Annotated in this window: 21 protein-coding genes; 3 read left to right on the top strand and 18 right to left on the bottom strand. The window is 41.2% G+C overall.

What is annotated here, in order from left to right; genetic code table 11:
* Positions 1 to 105 precede the first annotated feature (105 nt).
* The 7 genes from V6668_RS16525 to V6668_RS16495 all read right to left on the bottom strand — a co-directional run bounded on the left by V6668_RS16525 (position 106) and on the right by V6668_RS16495 (position 9,638).
* Positions 106 to 1,566 carry a glycoside hydrolase family 1 protein gene (locus tag V6668_RS16525; RefSeq protein ID WP_338706158.1) on the bottom strand — a complete coding sequence of 487 codons (1,461 nt, stop codon included), beginning with the start codon at positions 1,564 to 1,566 and terminating at the stop codon, positions 106 to 108.
* A gap of 13 nt (positions 1,567 to 1,579) precedes the next feature.
* Positions 1,580 to 3,445 carry a beta-glucoside-specific PTS transporter subunit IIABC gene (locus tag V6668_RS16520; RefSeq protein ID WP_076250544.1) on the bottom strand — a complete coding sequence of 622 codons (1,866 nt, stop codon included), beginning with the start codon at positions 3,443 to 3,445 and terminating at the stop codon, positions 1,580 to 1,582.
* A 146-nt stretch (positions 3,446 to 3,591) separates the two neighbouring features.
* The gene (licT, locus tag V6668_RS16515; protein WP_076327452.1) at positions 3,592 to 4,431 is read right to left on the bottom strand and encodes a BglG family transcription antiterminator LicT; all 840 of its coding nucleotides are present in this window, start codon (positions 4,429 to 4,431) and stop codon (positions 3,592 to 3,594) included.
* 303 nt (positions 4,432 to 4,734) lie between these two features.
* Entirely contained in the window at positions 4,735 to 5,622 is an 888-nt protein-coding gene (locus tag V6668_RS16510) for a chromosome condensation regulator (protein WP_338706156.1), read from the bottom strand.
* Between the two features lie 191 nt (positions 5,623 to 5,813).
* A complete protein-coding gene (locus V6668_RS16505; protein ID WP_076317751.1) occupies positions 5,814 to 7,745 on the bottom strand; it encodes a fructose-1,6-bisphosphatase in 1,932 nt (643 codons plus the stop codon).
* Between the two features lie 198 nt (positions 7,746 to 7,943).
* Positions 7,944 to 8,663: a class I SAM-dependent methyltransferase gene (locus tag V6668_RS16500; RefSeq protein WP_036673619.1), complete on the bottom strand. Its 720-nt coding sequence runs from the start codon at positions 8,661 to 8,663 to the stop codon at positions 7,944 to 7,946.
* 66 nt (positions 8,664 to 8,729) lie between these two features.
* Positions 8,730 to 9,638, bottom strand: coding sequence for a LysR family transcriptional regulator (locus V6668_RS16495; RefSeq protein ID WP_338706155.1), 909 nt, complete (start codon positions 9,636 to 9,638; stop codon positions 8,730 to 8,732).
* A gap of 145 nt (positions 9,639 to 9,783) precedes the next feature.
* Here V6668_RS16495 and V6668_RS16490 point away from each other — a divergent pair, with 145 nt between their 5' ends.
* Complete coding sequence (locus V6668_RS16490) at positions 9,784 to 10,803, top strand: alpha/beta fold hydrolase (protein ID WP_338706154.1); 1,020 nt, start codon at positions 9,784 to 9,786, stop codon at positions 10,801 to 10,803.
* Positions 10,804 to 11,095: 292 nt separating this feature from the next.
* Here the strand turns inward: V6668_RS16490 and V6668_RS16485 are convergent, their stop codons facing one another.
* The 6 genes from V6668_RS16485 to V6668_RS16465 form a co-directional block, all read right to left on the bottom strand.
* The gene (locus V6668_RS16485) at positions 11,096 to 12,136 is read right to left on the bottom strand and encodes an NADH:flavin oxidoreductase (protein WP_338706153.1); all 1,041 of its coding nucleotides are present in this window, start codon (positions 12,134 to 12,136) and stop codon (positions 11,096 to 11,098) included.
* 209 nt (positions 12,137 to 12,345) lie between these two features.
* Positions 12,346 to 12,921 carry a TetR/AcrR family transcriptional regulator gene (locus tag V6668_RS16480; RefSeq protein WP_036673614.1) on the bottom strand — a complete coding sequence of 192 codons (576 nt, stop codon included), beginning with the start codon at positions 12,919 to 12,921 and terminating at the stop codon, positions 12,346 to 12,348.
* Between the two features lie 96 nt (positions 12,922 to 13,017).
* Entirely contained in the window at positions 13,018 to 13,581 is a 564-nt protein-coding gene (locus V6668_RS16475; protein ID WP_101313857.1) for a GNAT family N-acetyltransferase, read from the bottom strand.
* A gap of 372 nt (positions 13,582 to 13,953) precedes the next feature.
* Entirely contained in the window at positions 13,954 to 14,199 is a 246-nt protein-coding gene (locus V6668_RS16470; RefSeq protein ID WP_076327461.1) for a hypothetical protein, read from the bottom strand.
* A 279-nt stretch (positions 14,200 to 14,478) separates the two neighbouring features.
* Positions 14,479 to 14,631, bottom strand: a complete 153-nt coding sequence (locus V6668_RS32235) for a phosphotransferase (RefSeq protein ID WP_422395285.1) — start codon at positions 14,629 to 14,631, stop codon at positions 14,479 to 14,481.
* A gap of 77 nt (positions 14,632 to 14,708) precedes the next feature.
* Complete coding sequence (locus V6668_RS16465) at positions 14,709 to 15,038, bottom strand: hypothetical protein (protein ID WP_338706152.1); 330 nt, start codon at positions 15,036 to 15,038, stop codon at positions 14,709 to 14,711.
* A 149-nt stretch (positions 15,039 to 15,187) separates the two neighbouring features.
* Between V6668_RS16465 and V6668_RS16460 the strand changes: the two genes are divergently transcribed.
* Positions 15,188 to 16,273, top strand: a complete 1,086-nt coding sequence (locus V6668_RS16460) for a DUF1648 domain-containing protein (RefSeq protein ID WP_338706151.1) — start codon at positions 15,188 to 15,190, stop codon at positions 16,271 to 16,273.
* Positions 16,274 to 16,555: 282 nt separating this feature from the next.
* On the opposite strand, the gene V6668_RS16455 is transcribed toward V6668_RS16460, so the two are convergent.
* Both V6668_RS16455 and V6668_RS16450 read right to left on the bottom strand, forming a co-directional pair.
* Complete coding sequence (locus V6668_RS16455; RefSeq protein WP_338708964.1) at positions 16,556 to 17,719, bottom strand: MFS transporter; 1,164 nt, start codon at positions 17,717 to 17,719, stop codon at positions 16,556 to 16,558.
* Between the two features lie 456 nt (positions 17,720 to 18,175).
* On the bottom strand, positions 18,176 to 20,038 hold the full coding sequence (locus V6668_RS16450) for a beta-glucoside-specific PTS transporter subunit IIABC (protein ID WP_338706150.1): 1,863 nt from the start codon (positions 20,036 to 20,038) through the stop codon (positions 18,176 to 18,178).
* 415 nt (positions 20,039 to 20,453) lie between these two features.
* Between V6668_RS16450 and V6668_RS16445 the strand changes: the two genes are divergently transcribed.
* Entirely contained in the window at positions 20,454 to 21,206 is a 753-nt protein-coding gene (locus tag V6668_RS16445; RefSeq protein WP_076250570.1) for a MurR/RpiR family transcriptional regulator, read from the top strand.
* 92 nt (positions 21,207 to 21,298) lie between these two features.
* On the opposite strand, the gene V6668_RS16440 is transcribed toward V6668_RS16445, so the two are convergent.
* From V6668_RS16440 to V6668_RS16430, 3 genes are all read right to left on the bottom strand, one after another.
* On the bottom strand, positions 21,299 to 22,471 hold the full coding sequence (locus V6668_RS16440) for a CynX/NimT family MFS transporter (protein ID WP_338706147.1): 1,173 nt from the start codon (positions 22,469 to 22,471) through the stop codon (positions 21,299 to 21,301).
* A gap of 134 nt (positions 22,472 to 22,605) precedes the next feature.
* The gene (locus V6668_RS16435; protein ID WP_338706146.1) at positions 22,606 to 24,030 is read right to left on the bottom strand and encodes a 6-phospho-beta-glucosidase; all 1,425 of its coding nucleotides are present in this window, start codon (positions 24,028 to 24,030) and stop codon (positions 22,606 to 22,608) included.
* Between the two features lie 424 nt (positions 24,031 to 24,454).
* The gene (locus V6668_RS16430) at positions 24,455 to 25,960 is read right to left on the bottom strand and encodes an FAD-dependent oxidoreductase (RefSeq protein WP_338708963.1); all 1,506 of its coding nucleotides are present in this window, start codon (positions 25,958 to 25,960) and stop codon (positions 24,455 to 24,457) included.
* Positions 25,961 to 26,052 lie beyond the last annotated feature (92 nt).

Genomic DNA, 26,052 nt, shown 5'->3' with positions numbered 1-26,052 from the left:
TTATTATTGATGCACAAAAAACCAAGTACTTGTCTCACAAAGTGATAAGTACTTGGTCTATTTGATAGAATTTAAAGATTGGATCATCTTTCGTTCGATTGCAAATTATATTTCCAAATCCAATCTTTCCCCGTTGGATTCAATCACCTTTTTATACCAGTGGAAACTGTTCTTTTTACTTCTTTTCAGGGTACCACTGCCCTCGTTATCCTTATCTACATAAATGAATCCGTAGCGTTTCTCCATTTCGCCAGTTGAGGCACTAACGATGTCGATGCAACCCCAAGCCGTGTAGCCGATAAGATTAACGCCATCGAGGATAGCTTCTCTCATTTGTTCGATATGATCTCGCAGGAAATTGATCCTGTACGTATCATGGATAGAGCCATCCTCTTCGATGACATCAACCGCTCCCAGACCATTTTCAACGATCATTACAGGGATTCTATACCGATCGTACACATGATTGAGTACGTAACGAAGTCCAACTGGATCGATTTGCCATCCCCAATCATTTGCCTTCAAATAAGGATTTTTGAATCCACCAAAGACATTCCCCTGGGTCTCATCACCCTCTGGGCGGGTACCCACTACATGAGATTTGTAGTAGCTGAAGCTATAGAAATCAACACAGCCTTGTTTTAGCACCTCTACGTCTTCTTCTGCCATCTCAATCTGAATATTGTTCTCATTAAAATATCTCTTGGCAAAGTCAGGGTATTCCCCTCTAACTTGCACGTCGCTGCTCAGCATATTGTTAATCTGATCCATTCTCAGAGCCTTCAACATATCTTCCGGTTTACATGTACTTCCGTAACCATGACTATAATTAATCATACAACCGATTTGGAACGCCGGATTAATCTCATGAGCAAGTTTGACCGCTTTTGCACTTGCTATAAATTGATGATGTAAAGCCTGGAATCTTAATTGCGTACTATCCACAACCGTATTGTTAAATACACCACTATCATCAACTAATAATGCCCCTGCTATATATGCACCTGCTGGAACAATTAAACTATTGATCTCATTAAATGTAATCCAGTACTTCACGACATCCTTGTAACGGGTGAAAATGGTCTCACAATACCGTACGTAGCAATCGATCATTTCTCTGGAAGCCCAAGCATTGAATTTCTCAGTTAGCGCAAACGGAGCTTCGTAATGTGAGATGGTAACGACAGGTTCAATATTATACTTTTTCAGTTCACTGAACACCTTGTCGTAAAATTGAAGTCCTGCTTCATTTGGCGTTACATCTTCCCCGTTGGGGAATATTCTGGACCAAGCAATGGACATTCTGAAGCATCGAAAGCCCATCTCTGCAAACAGACGGATATCTTCTTTGTAATGATGGTAAAAGTCTACTGCCTCATGGGAAGGATAGTTTACGCCCTCCTCAATGTGTTTAGTGATCCGTCTTGGAATAGTATGCGTTCCACCCGTCATCATATCTGCTGTACTTGCCTTTTTACCATCAATGTTCCAGGCACCCTCGTATTGATTCGCCGCTGTTGCGCCGCCCCACATAAAAGAGTCTGGGAATACGGTTGTGTTCTTCATTGGAAATTCCTCCTTATATGATCTTAATTAGTTTTTCCCCGATCGTAATCGATGGTTTATCTATACCAATTACATCTGTAAAGTCATCTGAATTCGTAACAATAATAGGTGTAGTCAGATCATAACCTTTGGCGGCTATTGCATCTGTATCGAATTCGATAAGTAAATCCCCAGCTTTTACTTCATCACCTTCTTGTACATGCACCTTGAAATGTTCACCTTTCAGCTTCACCGTGTTCATGCCGATATGAACGAGGAGTTCAGCGCCATTATTCGAGCTAATACCCATTGCGTGGAAGGTAGGGAATACCGCGGATATGACACCATCGGCTGGTGAAACAAGCTTTCCAATTGTAGGTTCAATGGCGATCCCTTTTCCCATAGCTCCAGTTGCAAAGGCTTCGTCCTTTATTGTTGATAACTCTAGAACTCGACCAGTCATTGGTGCTGTGAGTACATGTTCAGAAACACTAACAACAGGCACACGGTTTGTTGAAGATGAATTGGCTGGTGTTCGTTGATCCTCTCCATCCTCAGGCACATCTTCAAATCCTAAAATAAGCGTCATCAAGAAGGTAACAACAAAGCCAATGACCAGACCAATTGCCGCATGGATTAGGTTCCATGGATTATCAGTGATAAATGCTGGTAACGTAGCCAAGCCGGCAATGCCTAGAGCAGATCGAGCTACACCGAACAAGCCAACGTATATTCCGCCTACAATACCACCAATGACAACAGCGATCAGTGGTTTTTTTAACCGTAGATTTACACCAAACAATGCAGGTTCGCTAATTCCTAACAGCGCAGTTACGCTAGTAGAGTAAGCAACTTGTTTAAATGCTTTATTTTTGGTTCTTAATGCGACCGCGAGCGCAGCTGCACCTTGAGCTATATTGTGTACGAGCATACCTGGGCCAACAATGCCATCGGTTTTTGTCTGTGCATAAGCAGTGAGGACAACGGGTCCCAAACTATAGTGCATCCCCGTCAGAATCAGGAATGGGAATGCCCCGCCGATAATACCAGACACTAACCATCCTGCGTGTGTATTGACATAGGATACAGCAGAAGCAAGGTAGTTACCGGCAATCGCACCCAATGGTCCTAGAATAATTAATGTTAGAGGCGCCATAACAAGGATTACAACTAAAGGTTTCAAAATGGATTTGATCACGGAAGGAGAATACTTTTCAGCAAATCGTTCCACATATGACAGGATCCATACAGCTAGAATAATTGGAATAACGGAAGAAGAATACGTCGCTTGTGTGACAGGCAGACCCAAGAACGTAACAGGCTCACCTGCAGACATCAATGCCGAAAAGCTAGGATGTAACAAGATACCCGCAATGGTTAACGCAAAACCCACATTAGCTTTAAGTTTAACAGCAGCACTCCAAGCGAGCAGCATTGGCAAGAAGTAATAAGCCGCATCCCCGACGAAAGTCATAATCGTATTAAATTGACCGTCAAGGTCAACGAGATCAAAGGTTTTCAAAATAAGAAGAACTGCCTTAATCATGGCACAACCGATCATCGCCGGTAGGATGGGTGTAAAGATTCCGGAAATCGTGTCCAGAACAGTAGAAACTTTTCCTTTTTTCACAGTTGGAGCATCATTCTTGCTTGTAAAGTTCCCTAGCTGCGCAAGGGCTTTATAGACGTTGTTGACCTCATTACCAATAATGACCTGATACTGACCTCCACTACTGGCAACGCCCACAACTCCTTGTACGTTTTTCAGTGCTTCGTTGTTTGCAATCGACTCGTCTTTTAAGTTAAAGCGCAGCCTGGTAGCACAGTGTGTAACACTTTCAATGTTTTTTTCACCACCAACAAGTTTTAGAATGTCGGTAGCCGTTTGTTCATGCTTCATTTTTGTTCCCCCTTCAATGTATTATTCTACAAAAAAAGACCTAGAGTTCTATCGAATATAGATATGCTCTATACACGATGGAACTCTAGGTCTTGCCTGCATCACCAGTAACAATCCTAGTATAGTCATTATGGAGCGATGATGGGTCAATCCCTTTCTTCATCAGTCACCCTTTTGATATGAACAGTTAAATACACCAATTCGTCTTCGGTTAATTCTTTCCCATAGTCTACCCGAATCAAGTGCGCAATTCTTAGACTACATTGGTACTCTAGCTTATATTTTTCTTTAATAATATTGAGGAAATCGTTATCATTACTTTTCATCACCGTATTGTTAAACAGACGATAGGCAAAAAACTTTAGATGCGTGATCAGTCTGGAGTAGTGAAGGGAGCTTTCGTTAAAGTGAATTTTGAACTGATAACGAATAATATTTAAAACCTTTTGAATCAATTGTGTCATCTTCATGGTATCTTCCATTTCAGATCCGAGCTCTGCATTGACAATATGAAGCGCAATAAATCCAGCCTCATCTTCAGGCAATGTAATGTTGAATTCTTGATTAATCATATCCAAAGCCTTCAAAGCCACTCGATACTCATTGGCGTAGAATGCTTTAATTTCAGACAATAACGCATTATTGAAGTTCATTCCCTGTTTATAGCGTGATACGGCGAAGTTAATATGGTCTGTTAGCGTCAAATATATATTTTCATTCAGCTCTTTATCCAAGGACTGCTTGGCATATTGAATAATACTATCGGACACACGGATGTACTCCATCGGAATCTGCGCGAGCAGGGCATATAATTTGCCAGTTACATTTTTGGACTTCAGGAAAAATTCTTTCTCAATCTTCTCTGTGTCCACATCGTCTCCTTTTTTCTTCTGAAAACCAATGCCACTTCCTAGAAGCATCATCTCTTGGCGTCTTTCATTTACAGCGCAGACGACATTATTATTAATAATTCGCGTGATTTTCATACGAATCTCCTTTTAAAATGAAACGTTAACAGAATTTAGCAAATAAAAAAGACCATTAATAGTGCACACATGGTAATTAAACTCTACATGTTTGCATATTAATCGGTCTTGCCTGCTGATCAGTAACAATCCTGATTATATTCATTATTTACTTGTACGATTATCTTAGTGGAAGGCGTTAAATTTGTCAATATAGTCATTTGGAGTACTTTCTATAACTTAAAACGATCAATTAAAATTATACGTTAAGCGTGCCGCTAAAATAGCGACTTCCATAGGAATATGTCCTTATCCCTCGACATTTTATTGTTGAATGTTACTCCATCCGCTTACATCACATTGTCCATAATCATTATCACCCACAGCAACCATCGTACCATCCGATTTCAGTCCAATCGTATGGGCACACCCCGCCGAAACAGCTCTAATTCCGTGCCAGCCACGTACATCACATTGGTGATGTTTATTCGAACCCGCAGCAACCATTGTAGCGTCGGACTTAAGACCAACAGTATGATAACTCCCCGCTGCAACTGCTACAATATCGCGCCATTCGCTTACATCGCATTCGCCATTATTATTTCTACCCACAGCCAATACCGTGCCATCCGATTTGAGCCCAACCGTATGAAGATACCCCGCCGAAACAGCTAATATATCGCCCCAGTCGTTTAAGCTACATTGGTTATATTTATTGTTACCAACGGCTGTTACCGTTCCGTCTATTTTTAGACCAACTGTATGCCAGTCACCCGTCGTGACCGATACAATATCGCGCCAGTTGCTCACGTTGCATTCCCCTTCATTATTTCGCCCGACCGCAACCACGGTGCCATCTGATTTAACCCCAACCGTACGGCACCAACCTGCCGAAACGGTTACAATATCGCGCCATTCGCTTACATTGCATTGGTCATGCTTATTCCAACCTATAGCAGTTACCGTACCATCAGATTTAAGACCAACGGTATGTGCATTACCGGTGTTCGTAGCCATATGAACATTACCCGCTGCAACTGCGACGATATGGCACCAATCGCTTACCTTACATTGACCATATTTATTATCACCCACAGCTATTACTGTTCCGTCAGATTTAAGAGCAACGGTATGACGACGACCTGCCGCTATGGTACAGTTACGGAACCGTTTCGTCTCAAAAACCGCTTCCTTCCGTGAATTGTAGTCCATATCTTCCTCCTCTCCACCAATTGAAAATCCTCGTTTAGTTCAACTGTAAGTCATAAAGTTTGTTGTTAAATCGCACTGTGAAAAAAGAAAGGCTCGTACAGACAGGAGATTATTACTTCCCTGCCCAATACGAGCGTCTATGTCATATTGCACTCAAACGGTTGATCCGAATGTGTACTTTAGCAATCGTTTCATTTCATGTAGCGATAGTCTAGTAGATCCTTCAAATTTGAAATTTTCTGCAACAGCTTTTCTCCGACATTGGTTTCCCTCACCAGCTTCCGCGCCAGTTCTTTGTCCACCAATCTTTTTAGAGATAACACGTCCGTTCCGTTACATAACACATCTTCTTTTGAATTAAATTTCTTGTGGGCAACGAGCTGCATGCCAAAGGAATTGTACAACAAGGTATATCCGGCAATGCCCGTTGTGGATTGATAGGCTTTGGAAAAACCGCCGTCAATCACGATCATTTTTCCGTTTGCTTTAACAGGGCTCTCTCCACTAATTTCTTTGACTGGCGTGTGCCCGTTAATGACATGTCCATGATCTGGATTCAAATCAAACTCCTGCAAGATTATTCGACAGATATCTTCATTTTCACGTAAATGGTAGTAAGGATTCTTTCTCTCTTTATGTGCTTCTTTATCTTGGATAAAATACCGTTCAAAAGTGGTCATTTCTCTCTTTCCAAAGAGCGAGGAACATTCTCCTGTCCAGATGTACCATACCATATCCGTCGCCAGATCTTCTGTCTCTTCCGGATGCGCAAAGGCGTAACGTAAATAATCTTCAAAAACATCAAGCAATTGACGGCCCGCATATGTCTTGTCTTCAATCTGCATTTCTTCCATATTTCCTTCTTCATCCAAAGGAATACAGCCGTGGATTAACAAATTCCCGTTGTATTTTAAATAAAGGCTGCCCTTTTTCATGAGAAAATTCATATGTCTGGCCATCTTTTCGGAATGCTGAACGGAAAACAACAGCTTTTCCATCACCTGGCGTTCTTCCTCAAGCAATTGTTCGGGCTTCTGCGGATTTACGGTTGCGAAACAGGTGTTTTCCAGGTGGTACGTTTTACCGCAGATGTTGATTTCATTGTTGTCGTAATCAATCTGCTCCAGCAAAAGTCTTTCAGACATATTAAAGTATGGGCGTCTCTTGATAATCGGGCTTTCAAGTTTAAACTGAATCATGGCAATGGCTTGGTGAATTTTGGTGATCTGCAGAATTTCCTGCTCCGATACATTATGTCCAGCCTGTAACTTAGGTCTGAAGGACGGATTGTCTTCATAATATTTCTCCGCGAGGTTTAGCAGTGGGCGCAGATTGATTCCGTATACATCTTCAATGATGTCCAGATTATCGTATCTGGCGCAGATTCGAATAATATTCGCAAGGCAGACCAGAGAACCTGCGTAGGCTCCGATCCAGAGGACATCATGGTTCCCCCACTGTATGTCTACAGAATGGTAGTTGATCAGTGTATCCATAATTTTATCGGGGTACGGCCCCCGGTCATAGATATCTCCAACCACATGAAGATGGTCAACCACCAGGCGCTGTGTCGTATAAGCAAGGCCGATAATGAGATTGTCCGCCTGGCCCAAGGATATAATTTGCCGATATATTTCCTCGTAATAAGGATCCTTATTGTTGGTCGAATCCGTCTTGTATAAAAGCTCTTCTACAATATATACATATTGCTCCGGCAGAGCTTTACGCAATTTTGAGCGTGTATACTTGGAAGAGGCATAAGAAATAAGCTTAAGCATGTGTTCAATTGTTAGTCTATACCACTGGTTCAAAGCCTGTTTATTGCTCAGTTCCCCTATAACCAGCTGTATTTTTTCTTCAGGGTAATAAACCAACGCCGCAAAATCATTGATCTCTTGATCCGTCCAAACCTCCCGGAATAATTCTTTGATTTTCTCTTTGACGGTACCCGAACCGTTTCGTAGTACATGCTGAAAAGCCTGAAACTCCCCATGCAAATCACTGACAAAATGCTCGGTTCCCTTCGGGAGATTGGAGATCGCTTCAAGGTTGATGATCTCTGTTATGATTTTTTCTTCCGTATCATATTTCTCGGCCAATAAATCTAGAAACTGCTCATCCAAAACAGATGTCCCCCTTCAAGGAAGTATGGTGTTGTATAGCCGGGTCCAAAAGCTTTAGACCGATATCAAATTACACTCTGTACATGGCATTGATTATATGATAGTTATCAGCAACGCCTTCCCCAATCATACTCCAGTTCATCATATATGAACAAATTTCATTGAATGGATTTGAATGAAACAATGTTTGTAGTTATTTTAGTATTTTACACAATGAAAAATAAACGATCTATTCTGAGAATTTGCTTGTTTGAATTCCCAATCACCATATGTTTTAATTTTTGAAAAACCGATTTGTTTCAGCGATTCATTGAATTCTTCTTGATTTCGAAACCTCAGCTGCATTTTTTCATGAACTAATACTTTGTCTGTTTTGGTATTTTTTACAATTTCATAGAAAGTGTAAATATCTCCCTCAAACCCTTCATATTCTGTATAAATTTCTAAAGGATCTCCGCTTAGTCTATCTTTAGCTAAGTCAGGAGTTTTGTCCTTCTCCCATTCTTCCCATACTTTTACCAAAGGGTTTCTTGTATCAAAAATAAAGTGACCCCCGATTTTTAGGGATCGGAATACGTCTGAGATTACTCGTTTCCAGCTGTCATCTGTAAGAAATACCTGTGCAACATTCGCTGTCATAATTACCGCATCATAGGTATTGGTTTGTAAATCTGCACTATCACCTATAATCCATTCCACACTTTCAGAATTATCTTTACTTCTCGCTACTTCAATCGCTTCTTCATTGGGATCTATAGCGGTAATTTTATAACCGTACTGAACAAGATGAGTAGTCCATCTTCCTGTTCCACAGCCCAGGTCAGCTATAGATTCTACTTGTAATCTCTTTAACAATGCAAGGAAAAATTCATCGTCTTTTCCCCAATGGTTAATCTGGTCATATACTAATGGAATCATAAATAATGTCTCCTCACTTTCAACAGCATTTTACTGTGCTCAAGAGTTTGATGTCTCGTACATAAGCTATACGGTTTTATTTTCACTCTGTGAACCAAAAACTTCCCTAGTTGCTTCTATAAAAGATAACATGATTGGTGAAAGCCACTTGTCTTTATGCCACAACATCTGTGTATATACCTGCAAGTCCGGAATTTTCCAGGGGAGGACAACAAGTTCTCCGCGTTCAACTTCAGATTCCGCGACGATCTCCGGAAGAAAGGCAATACCGATTCCTGAAATTGCACATTGTTTAATGGCTTCAGCACTTTGAAACTCTAAATATGTAATGCTATCAATGCCCTCTTTCTCAAATGACCGATCAAACATCGTCCGATAGGGACAACCCTTCTCATTTGTCAGGAACACTTCATCATGAAAATCTTCCAATTGCAGCACAGTTCGTTTGGCGAGTGGATGATCTGGAGCAGCTAACAATCGGAAATGTTCTTCCAGCAAAGGTTCCACGGAAAGTCCACTCGAGCGAATAGGTTCATCCAACATATAAACAATATCCGTGGTCCCCTCAAAGAGCGTTTGCTTGAGCTCTTGATTCGGAACTGAGCGGAAAATTAAGCGAACTCCCGGATGCTGCGAACGAAACCGTTGGAAGACAGGTGGAAGCCGATAGGAGCAAATAACCTCATTCGCACTTATCGTTAAGGTTCCACTTAGTTTTTCATTATCATGGACAGCACTACGAGCCTCGTCCATTTTTTCGAGAACGCCTTGGGCGTGTGTTAAAAAGCGTTTACCCGCAGTTGTGAGCGCGAGTTGCTTGCCCAACCGATCAAAGAGGCGAACACCTAGCTCATCTTCCAATGCTTTAATTTGCATCGTGACGTTAGAAGGAACGTAGCTCAGCACTTCTGCTGCCCGCGTGAAATTCAATGTTTTTGCAACCGTACAAAACGTATTCAGTTGACGCAATTCCATCCGATGATCCCTCCTTCATCTTTCAATTTTATTGATTACTATCTTGAATTCTATTCACTTTTATTGAGAGTATCACAGCTCTATACTGAGTACAAGAGATCACAGTGAACCTGTGGTGTTTCATTTTGAAGGGAGCAATTATACGATGGATTATGAAATTTTTAATTTGGGTGATGTACTCTTACAATCAGGAGTGACGTTACCAAACGCTTATCTCGCTTATCAAACTTACGGAAAATTAAATGAACAGAAAGATAATGTTATTGTCTATCCAACGGCTTTTGGTGATCAGCATATTCAGAATGAATGGCTCATTGGCAGCGGGATGGCACTGGATCCAGAGAAATATTTTATTATCGTTCCGAATTTGATGGGCAATGGACTCTCTTCCTCTCCCAGTAACACGCCTCCTCCATTCGATCGGGCTAACTTTCCACAGGTAACCATCTATGATAACGTACGTTTCCAGCACCAACTGCTGACCGAAAAATTCGGTATTCAAAAGATTGCTCTCGTCGTCGGGTGGTCGATGGGCGGCATTCAGGCATTTCAATGGGGGGCAAGTTACCCGGAGGTGGTTGAACGAATCGCACCTTTCGGAGGCATCGCCAAACCTTGGCCTCACACATTTGTGGTCCTGGAAGGCGTGAAAGCTTCACTGCTATCCGCAGTCGGCTTCGACTCAAGTAAATTAAACCAACTAAGTTCTACAGACATGCGTGCCGTTGGTCGGGTGTATGCGGGATGGGGACTATCACATGCGTTTTATAGAGAAGAGCTATACCGTGAGATGGGATTTGACATATTGGAGGATTTTGTAGCTGGTGTCTGGGAAAATAGCTTTATGAATATGGATCCGCATAATGTTCTGGCCATGTTATGGACAGGTCAACATGCAGATATCAGTGCAAACCCCTCCTATAACGGAGACTTTGATAAAGCACTTCAGAGCATAAAAGCTTTTGCCTGTATCATGCCGGGAAGCACGGATCTCTTCTGCACAGCGGAAGATAATGAATACGAAGCTAAGCGTATACCTAATGCTGTCTTGAAACCAATCCAATCGATCTGGGGCCATTTTGCCGGTCGTGGAATCAACAGTGCCGATAATCAATTTATTGATGACAATCTAAAACACTTGTTGTCACTTAGCACTAATGAATAGATCGTCACTTGCATTGGGAATTCAGTGAAGAGAAGCGTTGATCTTTCGGAGGGAGAGCTCCCCCCAAGCAGTGGTGTTGTTGAGTGATGATGTAGAAATGAAGGAACCAGCAATAATGAAGTTGAGGACCTTATTCCGATGTTTCTTTTGCATCCTCTGCCAGTCTCATCTCTATGGCGTTCATCTTTAGTTCCACCGGATAACTCACTCTGGTTGCCATTACAAACACACCTCCAAGATGATCTTGAAGGTGTGTTTGATTAATACATATTCCTAATGATTATAACTACAATTAAGTAAGTAAAGTCATCGCCTCTCTTGTGAATGGAACCAGATCATCAGTACGTCCTTCTTGAATTTTCTTAACCCATTCAGGGTCGACTAGAAGAGCACGACCTACAGCAACCAGATCAAACTCATCATTCTGAAGTCGTTGTACCAATCCCTCGATACCGACGTTACTTGCGCCTTTACCTTCTGTGAACAGACTTGTAAAGTCACCATCAAGACCAATCGATCCAACAGTGATTGTCGGTTTACCAGTCAGTTTTTTGGTCCATCCAGCAAAATTCAGATCAGACCCTTCGAATTCCGGCTCCCAGAAACGGCGTGTGGAACAGTGGAAGATATCAACTCCAGCTTGAACCAACGGTGCGAGAAGCTGCTCCAGTAATTCCGGTGTTTCAGCCAATTTAGCCTGATAATCATCTGTCTTCCACTGAGATAAACGCAGTACAATAGGGAATTCCGATCCCACTACTTTACGGCAAGCCTCAATCACTTCAACTGCAAAACGTGTGCGAGCCATCATATCTCCACCGTAACGATCCGTACGAGAGTTGGTTTTCTCATACAGGAATTGGTCGATCAGATAGCCGTGTGCTCCATGGATTTCAACACCATCGAACCCAACGCGTTTCGCTTCTGAGGCTGCTTTTGCGAATTCCTGAACGATTGTAGCAATCTCAGCTTCCGAATAATCATTAACATGACCTTTGGCTCCCATATGCCAGATCTGTGGAATAATTCGACCACCAGCTTCATGTACTTCAGATACAACATGTGCCCAACCATTCATTGCAGCTTCACCATAAAAGTGCGGCACATTGGCTTGATTGGATGCATCCGGATGATTAATTATTGTCCCTTCTGTCACAATAAGCCCCACTGCGTTCTCTGCTCTGCGGCGGTAATAGCCCGCAACATTCGAACCCGGGATACCTTCCGGAGAAAATTGACGCGTCATCGGCGCCATCACGATCCGATTGGATAACTTCAAGTGACCTAACTCTATAGGTTGGAACAATGCTTCTACGGATTGAGAATAATTCATAATAACCTCCACATATTTCGTTTTTTTTATATAAATTGACCTAGGAGATGTTAAACAGCAATCAGCCTGGTTAACAGCTAGACGTTATTTCCAAATGAATCAATACACGATTTTTCTCGAAAAGCCCCACCTCCTTCAAGCTTTCGTGGTGTATTAATCCGCCTTCAATTATTTTTGACTTCGTAGTCAAGAATTTCACAAAAAAAAGATCAAGACATGATCATGCCAAATGAAGTACGCAGAACCGTCTCGATCTGTTCACGGGATGAACCTGATTTCTCCATAACTCTCACACCAAGAATGGTGTTATTTAGATAAGATGCAAGCTCTATACTCGTATACCGGTTGGAAATTAACTGTTGTTTCTGGCCACTACTTATGATCTTCTCTAATACCAGTTGAATCTCTTCTGCCATGAGCTCAGCTTCGCGTGTGACCTGCTCGTCATCTGTTCCGAATTCGAGTGATGCATTCACAATTAGACACCCTTGGCAGCTAGTTTCATCGTCTAAAAGGGAATATCGTAAGGTATCCAGTTTATCAACGGGAGACGAATCCAGGGCTTCAATCTCTTTCAGTTTCGCTATAACCTGTTCACGGTAAATTGCCAGCGCCTTCAGAAACAACGATCGCTTGTCTTTAAAAACACAGTACAAACTTTGCTTTTTGACTCCTGTAGTACGCGTAAGGTCCTCATAAGAAGTTGCTTTGAAGCCTTGATTCCAGAACACTTCCATAGACTGGTGTAATACACGATCGACATCAAATTCTCTTGGTCTGCTCATGGGATTAATGTATCAGTTATTGACCATGCAGTCAAGAACTGATCATTTTACATCCTAATCTCTACGGTATTTTCCTGCAGGTCCATTGAATGCGGTCTAACTCTTCCGGTAAGCAACCTTGTGAAAAGCATTGATATAACGAAACAGTGCTTCACCATCATCAGGCACATGCGTACTTGTATCCAGTGGTAGCATCATTGCCTGATACGGCTCTGGCACCATTCTATATTGATGGACATAGGAGGTTAGGATGAACCCGTTGCGTTGCCAGAACTGTATGCGTTCCTGATGAGCCTCTGTTGTCCCGAACTCCGCCTCGATAATCATACCTTTGATCCGGTGCTCTCTTAACGCCCAGGCTCTGAGCTGCTCTAGCATCCAGGTCCCTATGCCCCACCCACGCAACTTCTGTTCAACCGCGAGGTAATCGATGATCAGGATGCGGTCCGCAACCTTCCCCTCCAGTCCAGTAACAGCCATCGCAACCACTTCTCCATGATGCACGCCCGTGTGTAAATAACCAATCTTCCGGTCCAGCATACTGCGCAGAATCGCTTTTGTCTTAGCGCCGCTTTGAAAAGCCTCATGATAGATTCGCTCCATCCGCGCCCACAATGCTTCATCCCACTCCTCTATAGTCGTAAACTCTAATTCCAGCATCTCATTCGCCTCCAGCTTTAATTCAGATTTATCGTGATTCAAGACATGTAAGAGATATTCCTTCCGGTTTAATGGATTATGATCGTATCTTGTGCATGAAGGCACTTCACCATCGAAGGCCTGATAGCCATAAAATTGGGACGGGTTCGACCTCTTTTTTCTGCGATCGTACTTCCTTTGACGAATTCTGCGATTCTGAAGACTGTAGCATGTCTTTAATCTTAAAAGTTTATGTTTTTATCGTTCGCATACCTGGCGTACATTCGCAAAATTCATCTATCCTGCCCGTTAACGTAATGAAAGCTGCCGACACAGGCAGCTTCATTTTCGTCGTTTATTCAATTATAGTTTCTACGTTAGCGTAATAAAGCATTAACTTTTAATATCTTCTTTAGCCTTTTGTCTATATCGAATTATGGAAAGAGGTAAATTAACTACTCCAAGAATAAAAGAAGAGCTAATAGATATCCATTGAGATATTGAAGGATAATTTGGTTTTCCGTCTCCTACAGGTCCTATTTTGGGTTGGTGGCTATCCCACAAAACATATAAGAGACCAACAGCAGGTAACAATATGCAAACTACACTTGCAACTATATGTAACACATACTTGTTCAATCCTACCCCTCCATTTATTGTATTCATGTCTTGAACTCTGTTTATATTATAACGTTATCTAAAACGGGAAATTACACTAACCTACTCCTTAGTTTAACAAAAAATTTTCTCCTATAAGATATTTCCTAAAATAGTTTTCAATAACTGTTGGAAAATTTGCCGCTAAGGATTGTTGTTCATTTGGATTTAGAGAATGGAATGCGAAAGTCCTAATGAATGACCAAATAAAAAATGCTTCTAAATAACTCGACATAATTTTCTTCCAGTTGATTTACTTTGCTATACGATGAAATAAAATAAATAAAAGCCATAGCCACAATTCGAAAAATCTATAAGTTGAGGAGTATCGTCATAAAATACATAGTTACTCTCATGAAGGTCAGAATGAATAACTCCCCAGTTACTTGGCAAACGTTTATAATTTTGTATCACATCTGCTATTTTATGTGCTGACTCTTCCACATGAACAAACACTTCACTTGAGATAAGCTCTAAATTTACTAACCGTTTTAATTGATTAAGTGAGCCGCCATTAAGAGAGCCAAATTTTCAGTTTCATTACTTGTTGGCTCTCTTTGAAGTACGCTTTCATGAATCCAATGATGAATAGTCACCATGATTGTATTTTCGCTAAGATCAGTTGAGATTTTTGTTACCAGATCACCTTGAAGATTTCTAACAGGTACAGGTATGACAAGATTTGTATCTTTAACCAAAGCTTCAAGCCAAATAAGCTCTGATGTGATATTCCCTTTTGATTGAATGGAAATCGTTGAGATATGGATTTTGATAAGAAACTTTTGATGATCATCGTTGGTCTGAACAGATGTTAATTCCACCCATATATCCACTAAAATCGATTATAATTAAATTTATATTCAAGTCGATTACCTACCCTAAGTTAAAAAGACATAGTGATGCATCGCATATGCTCTAAAGGTTATAGAGTTTTCAAATACATACTTATGTATAAGAGGGGGAGAATGATATGACGATAATGCCTGTTATAGTAATGATCTTTGTATTTGTACCTACCATTGTACTCATGGTAAGCATGCCTTATTTAACAAGAGAGACGATTAGTTTTGGGGTCACCGTCAGCGCTGTACAATTTCACAGCGAACCTCTGCGCCAGATGCGGAAGTTATATGTTAGGATTAGTGCTACCTTGCATACCATCCTATTCATTGTTTGTATCATCTGCCTAATATACGGTGATGAACATTCCAAGCAACAAAGTTGGATCATTGTCACTTATTCACTCGCCATGGTCGTAATCTCCCTAGTCATAAACATTAGCTATCATTTCAAAATGAAAAGTTTACTACCTATGCTGCCTATTGCTCTTGAAACATCGATCATGGCAGTGGACACTGGTTTTCGGAAAAGAAACATTAGCTTGTCTAGTAAGTGGTTCCTCATCCATGTTTTCATTATTGTTGTTGGTATTGTAACTGTGTTACTCAACTACGAACTAATTCCTGACCAGATTCCGATCCATTACAACAGCAGTTGGAACGTAGACGGCTATGCAGCTAAATCTTATAGTTCTGTGTTTATGCCTACGATAATGCAAGTGTTCTTATTACTTGTGTTCATATTTGAGAATTGGAGTATTCGCAGAGTGAAGCAGCAGGTTCAACCCACTGATCCGAACCGTTCCATCAGACAAGACGTAACTTTCCGCCGTACTTGGTCAGGTTTTATGATTACAGCAAGCTTCTTAGTAGTTATCCTGTTGTCCGTCGTGCAACTAAATATGATATCTCTGCTTAACATCAATTTCGCTATTCCCATTGTCCTAATCATAATAGCCTTTATCATCCTATACGCCTTAGCCTTATCGTTCTGGGCTGGTCAGGGCGGAAGCCGATTGGAGCAATCGGCAGATCGCTCCAATTCCAGACCTGTCCATGATGATGATAAATGGCTATTAGGTATGATTTATTTCAATCGCAAGGATTCAAACCTAATCGTCGAGAAAAGGTTTGGAGTCGGCTGGGGATTAAATTTCGGTCACCCCGTATGCTGGCTGATTTTTCTCGGAATTATCGTACTGTTAGTTGTGGTGTAACAAGGCTTGGAGGTTAGTACTCGCCTCAATCGGTACATAAATGTATGCGGAAACCGTCAATAAGCTTGACGAGATCGTGTCTACAGCTTCATTCGCTGTGAACTTAATCCCATCACATCAAACTTTGGTGCAGTTGGACCTACTATCATTGGGTTAATGAGTTATGAATCATAAAACAAAGAAAGCAGCTGATCACTTGGGTCAGCTGCTTTCTTATTGTTATAGAAGGTTTTATACATCGTTAAGAGGCATGTAACAAACGAAGATGATACAAGTGTTTATTTATTGCAAAGATTTTTTCGTTTGTTTTCTTTTAGATAGAGAGTTATCAAGCAACGTTGTTACGATGCCAATCACAAGGGCAAGCGCGCCGATCCATGGGATGTAGTTCAACAAACTGTGGTTGACAGCAATACCCCCGATACCAGCTCCGGCAGCCATTCCAACTTGTCCAATCGCGCTATGCAAACTAAGTACAATGCCTGAAGCAGCGGGAGCGAGACTTATAAGCTGAAATTGGATCGGCGTACCTGAGGACCAGGCTGCTATTGCCCAGAAAATAAGTAATATATATAGAAGAAATATGGATTGGCCTATAAACGGGAACAACAGTAATGCAGTGGCGTGGAGTATCATTCCACCAGCTAGGGTACGGAATGTACCCCATTTATCTGTACTGAGTCCTCCTATTTTGGAACCAATAGCACTAGCGATACCAAATATAAACAGGGCTACCGTTACACCTTGATCACTCATGCTAAATATATCAAGGAGATACGGTGAAATGTACGTAAATAAAATGGAATATGAGCCTAACCACACGAACGTAATCAGTAACGCTGCTGCGATACGCGGTTGCATGATGAATTTAAACTGATCACGCAAAGGAACAACTTCTTCAGCAACTACTTTGGGTATGATCAGCAGCGCTAGGAATAAGAGAATAAGTCCTATTACTCCAAGACCAATAAATATGATGTTCCAATCATAATGGGAAGCTACAACCCTGCCTATGGGTACACCGATAACTAATGCCGTACTATTTCCCATAATAACAGTAGCAATTGAACTGCCTTGCTTTCCTGGAGCAGCCAAAACCGCAGCAAGAGTAAGGAGCGTAACCTGAATAACACCGGCACTAAGTGCTGAAATAATTCTAGCTACGATAAGCATCTCATATCCTGTTATCGTTGCAATTAAAATGTTAATAACAGAGAATACAGTTAATGCATAAACTAAGAGTTTTTTTCGATCTAATTTAGATGTGAAAGCAATTAAAAAAGGAGTACCTACGCCAAATGCTATAGAGAACACTGTAATTAGCTGTCCAGCAGAAGAAACTGAAATGTTGCTAGATTCAGCAATTTTGTCTAGGATCCCGGCAATAACATATTCTGATGCGCCATTAAGAAAACTAATTACAGCTAATAAATATATTTTCCACATATTTTTCAACAATTGCACCTTCTTATTTCTGTATTTCTAGAAAAATAGATTAATTAACTATTCACTAAAATAAATATTTTACATTCACTCATCTGGGACAAAACCATTTTCTATATAAGACCCTTCTATTGAATTAGTAGCTAAAGACCTTCCCACATTAAAACATCCGCTAATCGAATGGTTAGACTCATTTGTGTGTTCCACCTTTCAGTGTTAACTCCGTAAGAGATTTCTCCATATTCAGAGTATTCCTACTTATCGGTCTGTAATAAATTTTGTTTTGCAAAACTTATGTTACTTTTATTATTCAAATAAATATATACATTTTGGCATTTTAGTTTGAATTAACATGAGATCACATTTGTTACTCAAAAGTAACGCAGTGTTTTATTTTATTTAAAAACGGCAGCGTTCCAGAAATAACTTGGAATCACTGCCGCTATTAATAACATCAAATTAGGCTTTGACTGTGTACATCAATTCTTTTTCATTAATTGTGGTACGCCCAGCCGATTGGACATCGGTATATTGAACCATGTTCGTAATAATGACCGGGGTAATCATATTGTAACCCGCTTTTTCGATCTCTTCACGGTCAAATTCCATCAATAGATCACCTACGGATACTTTTGCTCCTGCCTGAATCTTGGGCGAGAAAAATTGGCCTTTCAGCTTTACCGTATCAATCCCGATGTGAATCAGCATCTCTGCGCCAAGATCACTTACGAGACCAATAGCGTGACCACTCTTAGAAACAGAGAATACTGTGCCGTTAACTGGGGAAACTGCACGTCCTTCTGAAGGTTGAATGGCAAATCCTTTACCCATCATTTCTTCTGAAAAAGCAGGATCTGGAACTAGGCTAAGTGGCTTAACTTCCCCACTCATAGGGCTGAATATTTGTTCATCCTGTAATTTAGTGTCTTCAGCTACTGCAGGTATAGTTGCAGACGTTGCTGATAGTGCAGGTACCTCTTCCTGGAAGCCCAGAAAATAAGTAATTACGCTAGCTACAACGAATGCAATGAAAGCAGCAATCAGTGCAAAGAGCAGGTTGCTAATGTCTGGACCGACATATGAGGCAGCTCCCGGAAGACCTACAGTGCTAATGAAATAGGCTTTAACCGAAAAGGCTCCCAGAAACGCCCCAGCGACTGCGCCCCCAATGAGCGCTGCAATAAATGGTTTTTTGAATTTCATGTTAATTCCGTACATGGCAGGCTCCGTAATTCCCATAAGAGCGGTCAGTCCTGTAGAATATGAAAGTGATTTGGTTTGGGTGTTTTTAGACTTGAAGCCCACACCAAATGCAGCACCACCCTGGGCCATATTAGCTGCGAACATTAACGGAACGATAAAATCGTAACCAAGTGTTGCAATCGAACCAACTGCAAGCGGCAACAGTGCATAATGCATGCCTGTAATAATCAGCACAGACATTGTGCCACCAATCAAGATACTTGCCAAAATGGATGCGTTATCAAATAACCATCTGATACCCCCAGATAAACCGTTTCCAATAATGCCACCCAGTGGCCCGATCGCGATCAAGGTTAGTGGTACCATGATGAGTAACGTAACAGTTGGTACAACAATCAGTTTCAGTGAAGAATGAGTGATGCGGTCAATCGCTCTCTCCACGTAAGCAGCGATCCAGATTGCAATGACGATGGGAATAACCGATGATGCATAGGATGTGGCAATAACCGTAATGCCTGCAAACGAAGTATTACCCTCTTGAAGCAACGCTGTAATGGTTGGATGCATGAGACCAGCCGCTAGTGCAGCACCTACATAAACATTGCTCCCCATTTTCTTCGCAGCACTAATGGCCAGAATAATGGGCAGGAAGTAGAATGCGCCATCGCCAACCGCAGACAAAATGATATAGGTTGAACTTGTATTCGTCATCCAACCAAGAGCCACCAGAATGGACACGATCCCTTTGATCATACCTGCGCCAGCAATTGCTGGCAGGATTGGCGTGAACATGCCCGATATGAAATCAAATAATGCGCTGATCGGATTCCTTTGTTTCTTTCCGCCTTTTGGAGCACTCTCTGCGTTAGGCTTCATGCTCATATTGTTCACTAGTGCTTTGTACACTTCGGAAACTTCACTGCCAATAATCACCTGAAACTGTCCACCGTTTTCCGTTACACCCATAACGCCAGGTGTGTTTTTTAACGTCGTTCTGTCTGCTAGATTGTTATCGTTTAGATTGAATCTGAGTCGAGTCATACAGTGCGTAACTTGATCGATATTCTCTTCCCCACCAACCAGTTTGAGGATATCTTTGGACAATTGTTGTTTATCCATGATGTAAGGCTCCTTCGACGTATATTAAGGTAGTAAAGCTAAAATTTTGAGGATGGCAAAACAAACTCATTATGTTTTCATATGACAGCTATTGTGACATTCTTAAGCAGACTAAGGAAGCTCAACAAGCTTGAAACTGGAACTAGTTAAGGGTAGGTTGGTTTATTCGTTGCCACCTTCGTTCTCTGACCATGGACGCGTTAGCCAGTTATAATGGAAGTGCGAAACATATGTTATAACGTCATGTTACTCAGAACAGAGAAGAAAATATATATTGTTTAAGTGTTTAGTTTCCTTTGACACGAAATGATTTTTGTAACAAAAATGTAACGTGTTGTTTTTTGAATACAGGTAATGTATACTGCCTAAGCAGGTTACCTATTATTTTTATTATGGTCTAAGGGAGTGCATATCCATGTTCACCAGTGAACAAATCTCATCCTATAATGAATTGGAATTATCTTTATATAACTATATTTCTCAGAACATGGAAAAAGTGGCGTACATGCGGATTAGAGAGCTGGCCGATGAAACTCATGTATCTACAGCCACCATTATGCGATTTTGCAGAAAGAATCAATGTGAGGGATTTTCGGAATTTAAAGTAAAACTTAAGATGCTCATTTCCCAAAAGGGTAAACTAACGAAGCAGGAGTTAAAAAGTCCACATCATGCTGTGTATGAGTTTTTTGAACGTTCTCAATCTCCTGAATTGGAGGAAAAAATTCAAACGGCAGCAAAATTAATTGCTAAAGCCAGTAGCGTCATTTTTATTGGTATCGGGAGCTCCGGAATAATGGGTGAGTATGGAGCCCGATTTTTCTCAAATCTAGGGATATGCTCCGTGTACATAAAAGATCCTCATTATCCTGTTCATATCAAAATGCAAAAAGACAGCGTTACGATTGCATTATCTACGCGAGGTGAAAACCCGTATGTTCTACCTTATCTCCAACGGATCAAGCAGGAGCAAAATAAAATTGTGGCGATAACAAACAATCGCCAATCCACCATGGCTAAAATATCAGATGTGAATATCCCTTATTATGTAAAAGAAGAGTATTATGAATCCACTAACATCACCACTCAGGTTCCTGTTGCGTTCCTTTTAGAATGGCTGGGACGAGAGGTTTTCAAAGAAATGGTAAATACAGAATTAGAGCTATGAGAGAGAACTCGATCTTTTTATAAACACGCACCAGAAAGAGAGCCCTCTAGGCTCTCTTTTCAGTCTTAATGACTCTCTATGGGAGGACTACGTTAGACGCTTTCCATTACTTTTTTTCCTCGTGTTGCTGCAATTTGCGTCATAATCATTAGAATGATGATCACAATCATTCCAATCATAGCAGGTGTGAAACTATTGGAAGCATCATGAATCCAACCCAGCAATATTGGACCCATCGCTCCAATAACATACCCGGCAGATTGCTGCATCGCTGACCAGGAAGTTGCATCGTTCACATTGGTTGTAGAATCAATCGGTAACATCAGGTTTAAAGTGAACAAGCCCCCTGCTCCAACTCCAAAGAGTACAACGGAAACCATCGGTATGAAATTCATCATCAATAAAATCAAACCAACAATCATGAACAGAGATTCACCAACCATCCATACTCTTCTTGAAGGAAAGTTCTTCAATAATACAGGAAGTACAAAACTAATTGGGATTTGGATGACAACAAATATGGTCAGACAAAGCGTTGCATAGGATTTGCTATACCCCATTTCCTGAATCATTAACGGGAGCCACGCTGTAAAAGAATAAAACAACATAGCCATTAATCCAAATGAAAGCGTAAGCGTCCATGCGCTTCTATTTCCCCAGGGAAGTTTAATTTGCGGACGTTCTTTTCGTTCACTCACATGAGCAGATTCAGATCGCGGCTTCACCATGATCCACCAAATGATCGCTGCTACAAAGGCAATTACTGCCCACCCTCCTACTGCTATCTGCCAAGAATTGAAGTATGCTTCTAAAGGAATGGATACCATTGAACTGACCGCAGCCCCTACAGTGATTGCAATACTATAGAGTGCAATCATAGATGGAACATGATCGGGAAAATATTTTTTAATAAAACCTGAAGTTAACGGGCCAATCGAAGCGATCCCGATACCTACGATTAATGCAGATAAAAGTAAAACGAACGTAGACTGTGTAAATAGCCGAGTGGCTATTCCGATTCCCACCACAATCAGGGAATATCCAATAATTCGTTCTATTCCCCATTTCCCACTTGCTTTGACGGCAAAAGGTGAAAATACGCCCATACACAGTACAGGTATAGAAGTTAGCAAACTGGCTAGTGCAGCGCTCATCCCCAGATCTTCCCGAATCGTATCTAGCAGCGGAGATATAGAATTAATAGCTGGGCGCAAATTCAATGTAGCAACAAATAATGCAATTATTAAAAACATTTTTTTTCTCATATTCTGCTCCCTAATCGTTCAAATATCAATATTAAACTAAGAAAGAGCCGCTGACTGGCGGCCCTTTCTTAATTTATTCTGTAGGCCTGTACGCTAATCTGTAATAAACGTATTTCCAACATCAGCAGCTGTCGCTATTCACGAAACAAGCTGATCCCGTTGCTCTGAATGACATCCTTATACCAGTGGAAGGACTTCTTACGATAGCGTTCCAATGTTCCTGAACCATCATCATGACGATCCACATAGATGAATCCGTACCGTTTTTTCATTTCTGCAGTTGTTGCACTAACCAAGTCAATACAACCCCATGTTGCATAGCCCATTAATTCAACACCATCTTGGATGGCTTCAGCGACTTGAAGCAAGTGCTCCTTCAAATAATTGATGCGATAATCATCAATAACTGTTTTGTGGCCATGCTCGTCCGTGATCAGTTCATCTACGGCTCCTAATCCATTTTCAACGATGAATAATGGTTTCTGATAACGATCATACATCGCATTCATGATGTACCTTAAGCCTTGGGGGTCGATCTGCCAACCCCAATCACTCGCGGCCAAGAGCGGATTTGGGACACCACCAATCAGGTTTCCTTCTCCTTTAATTTGCTTGGCAGGATCAGCCGTTTCACAACAACTTTGATAGTAGCTAAAGGAAATAAAGTCAACGGTGTTTTTCAATATTTCTTCGTCGCCAGGTTCAAAATGAATAGTAATCCCGTTATCTTTCAAATAACGTTTCATGTAGCCTGGGTAGTAACCACGCACATGGACATCCGTGAAACCTGTATTCTTATGATCAGCTTCCATCACTTTGATCATATCATTAGGGTCAGGAGTCAATGGGTAAATCGGCATAGCAATGACCATACAACCAATTTTGAAATCAGGGTTAATTTCATGCCCTATTTTAACCGCCAGAGCACTTGCAACAAACTCGTGGTGAACCGCTTGGTACAGATCCTGTTTGCTAAGTTGATCCGCATGCGTGTTAATCCCGCCGCCCACAAATGGGTGTTCCAGAATAGAATTAATCTCGTTAAATGTAAGCCAATACTTCACTTTGTCTTTATATCTGTCGAAAATGGCTCGCACATACCGTTCATAGAAACCGATCATTTTTCGATTCGCCCAGCCATCATATTCCCTAACGAGATGTAGAGGAGTCTCATAATGAGAGATCGTAACTAGAGGTTCAATTCCGTATTTCCGGCACTCGTCAAAAAGGTTGTCGTAAAATTGGAGGCCTTTTTCGTTTGGCTCAAGTTCATCCCCTTTGGGGAAGATTCTGGACCAGGCGATAGACGTGCGGAAAACTTTGAAACCCATTTCGGCAAGGAGTTTAATGTCCTCCTTGTATCGATGATAGAAGTCAATTGCGATTAACTTCATATTCTCCTCTGTTGGTTCTGTTGTTGGAGGTGTCTGAATGCCGTGCGGCATGATATCCGAAATGGATAGTCCTTTCCCGTCCTCTAGATATGCACCCTCAATTTGGTTCGCAGAGACGGAACCGCCCCACAAAAAACCATTAGGAAATTGAAATGTTTGACTCATTTAGTAAGCCCACCTTTCTTTTAAACCTTCAGCTGATCTGGATAAAAAACGAATCCCGCTTTATCGGTTTTTTTATCATGTATTTGTTTGCACAACTTATGCTACATAGATTAATTCATAAAATATATGTTATTTCGTATTTAGTTCAAGGTATCACAGATTCACATTTGTAACATAAAAGTAACACAGTGTTTCAAAGGGTTGCTGCATGCTAGCTCGAGGGTAACTTTACTTTTAATAAGCGGAATGGCTCCGGTCAAACAGGGTGCAGCCTCCTCACTTGCGAGCACCGTCACCTCGTTATTCAATTGTACGTCCTCATTCAAACATGAAAGAAACCCAAGGTCTATGAATCACCTGGGTTTCTCGACTATTAGTTGTGGTGGTTGTACTCACCCCTACACACAGCTTTTAAGTTGTTTTATTAGCTCATCGCAGGCTGAAGAGTTTCCAGCAGTTTCTTAATCTCTTCATCATAGTCCAGTTGGAATAATGGAATTACCTCATCTAATTTTTGCTGGTACAATTCCGGATCCTGGATACGAAGCGCTGCTCTTAATTCCATTTCTTCTTCTGAACCATTGTCGTTCAAAATCATGTCCAGGACATCCGCTTTGAAATATTCACTTGGAGGAAGGATCAAAGCATTCATCAGGAATTGCATAAAAAAGAGATGGTTATCTTTTTCCTGATCCGCTTTTTTCATCGCTTTCTTCGTAAATAAGTTGATATATTTCTGAGCAAAATCCACTCCTTTCAGTTCATAAGGCCCACCATGTTCTACCCCTCTCCAACGCAGGTCAGCCACGGAACTAAGCCACCAAGCCGGATCGATGGCCTGCTGCATACGCAGCAATACGTTCCGTTCAAACTGCGGATCGGGATGCAAGCGCTGTGCTTCCAAACATTTTCCTATAGTCTCAGCTTCGATCGCAGCAACGGTGATGCCTTGTCCATGAATTGGATCAAAGCTGCAAAATGCATCACCAAGGACGAGTAAACCAGAGGGCCAATCTTCCATGAGTTCAAAATGCTGACGAATAGACTCGGATATACGATATCCGCGCGGCCCTTGCACAGGCTCCAACCGTTCCATCAACTCCACAATTTTATCTGAAGCAAATAGATGCTTGAGTTGTTCTTGAAACTCCTCTGGCTGAGTTGAAGGATACTCCTCTCCTCCAGCATTGAAAAGAATGAGTCCAGCGATATCATCCTCAATGCGCGTAAATATGCCTGCACGAATACCTTGCTCAGGATCTGAATCAGACATCACGAATTCATTTGGAATAGAGGATTTTATTTTGTAATAACGAGTGCTATAACCAAGAGATACCTTTAGCACTTCTGGTTCTGGCACATTCAACCTTATTTTATCAAGCCACCTAATCAATTTGGAAGAACGTCCTGAGGCATCAATAACCATATCCGCTGGAAGTTGGTCTTCCCTTTTTTCACCGCTTCTTTCTTTGGTATAAATGCCTGTAACAGCATGCTGGTCTTCAGATACGATGAGTCCGGTAACTTCCATACTTGTTAAGAAGCTTATATGAGGGATATTTTGGATTCGTTTGCGCAGCACCCATTCCAGCAAAGCTCTGCTGCACGATGCAATTTTTAATGAAGAAGGATCCTCTTTGTTAACTAATGTACCGTATCGATTAGTAACTATAAGCTTCTCATCGTGTGAAGAGATCGCTCCCAATGCTATCAATTCGTCATTGTATCCTGGGAAATAATGTTCCATAATTAGCGCGCCGCGTGGTTGTACACGGTGTGGATGAAAAGATTGAGGCACACCCTGTCGGTTATTTGGCTCCGAAGGGAATTCATCCCTCTCAATCACACATATTTCCTCATAATAATCAGCTAACATTCTTGCAGTAATTAATCCAGCAATCCCTGCTCCGATCACCACAGCTTTTTTCATGTCAGACACCGAAGATTCATCCTTTCTAGAAATTAGATTTTAATCTACACTTGTAGATCAATCAAAATATTACTTATAATACCAATATATAA

The sequence above is a fragment of the Paenibacillus amylolyticus genome, assembly GCF_036894225.1.
Lineage (GTDB): Bacteria > Bacillota > Bacilli > Paenibacillales > Paenibacillaceae > Paenibacillus > Paenibacillus amylolyticus.
This window is presented reverse-complemented; position numbering and strand designations above follow the sequence as displayed.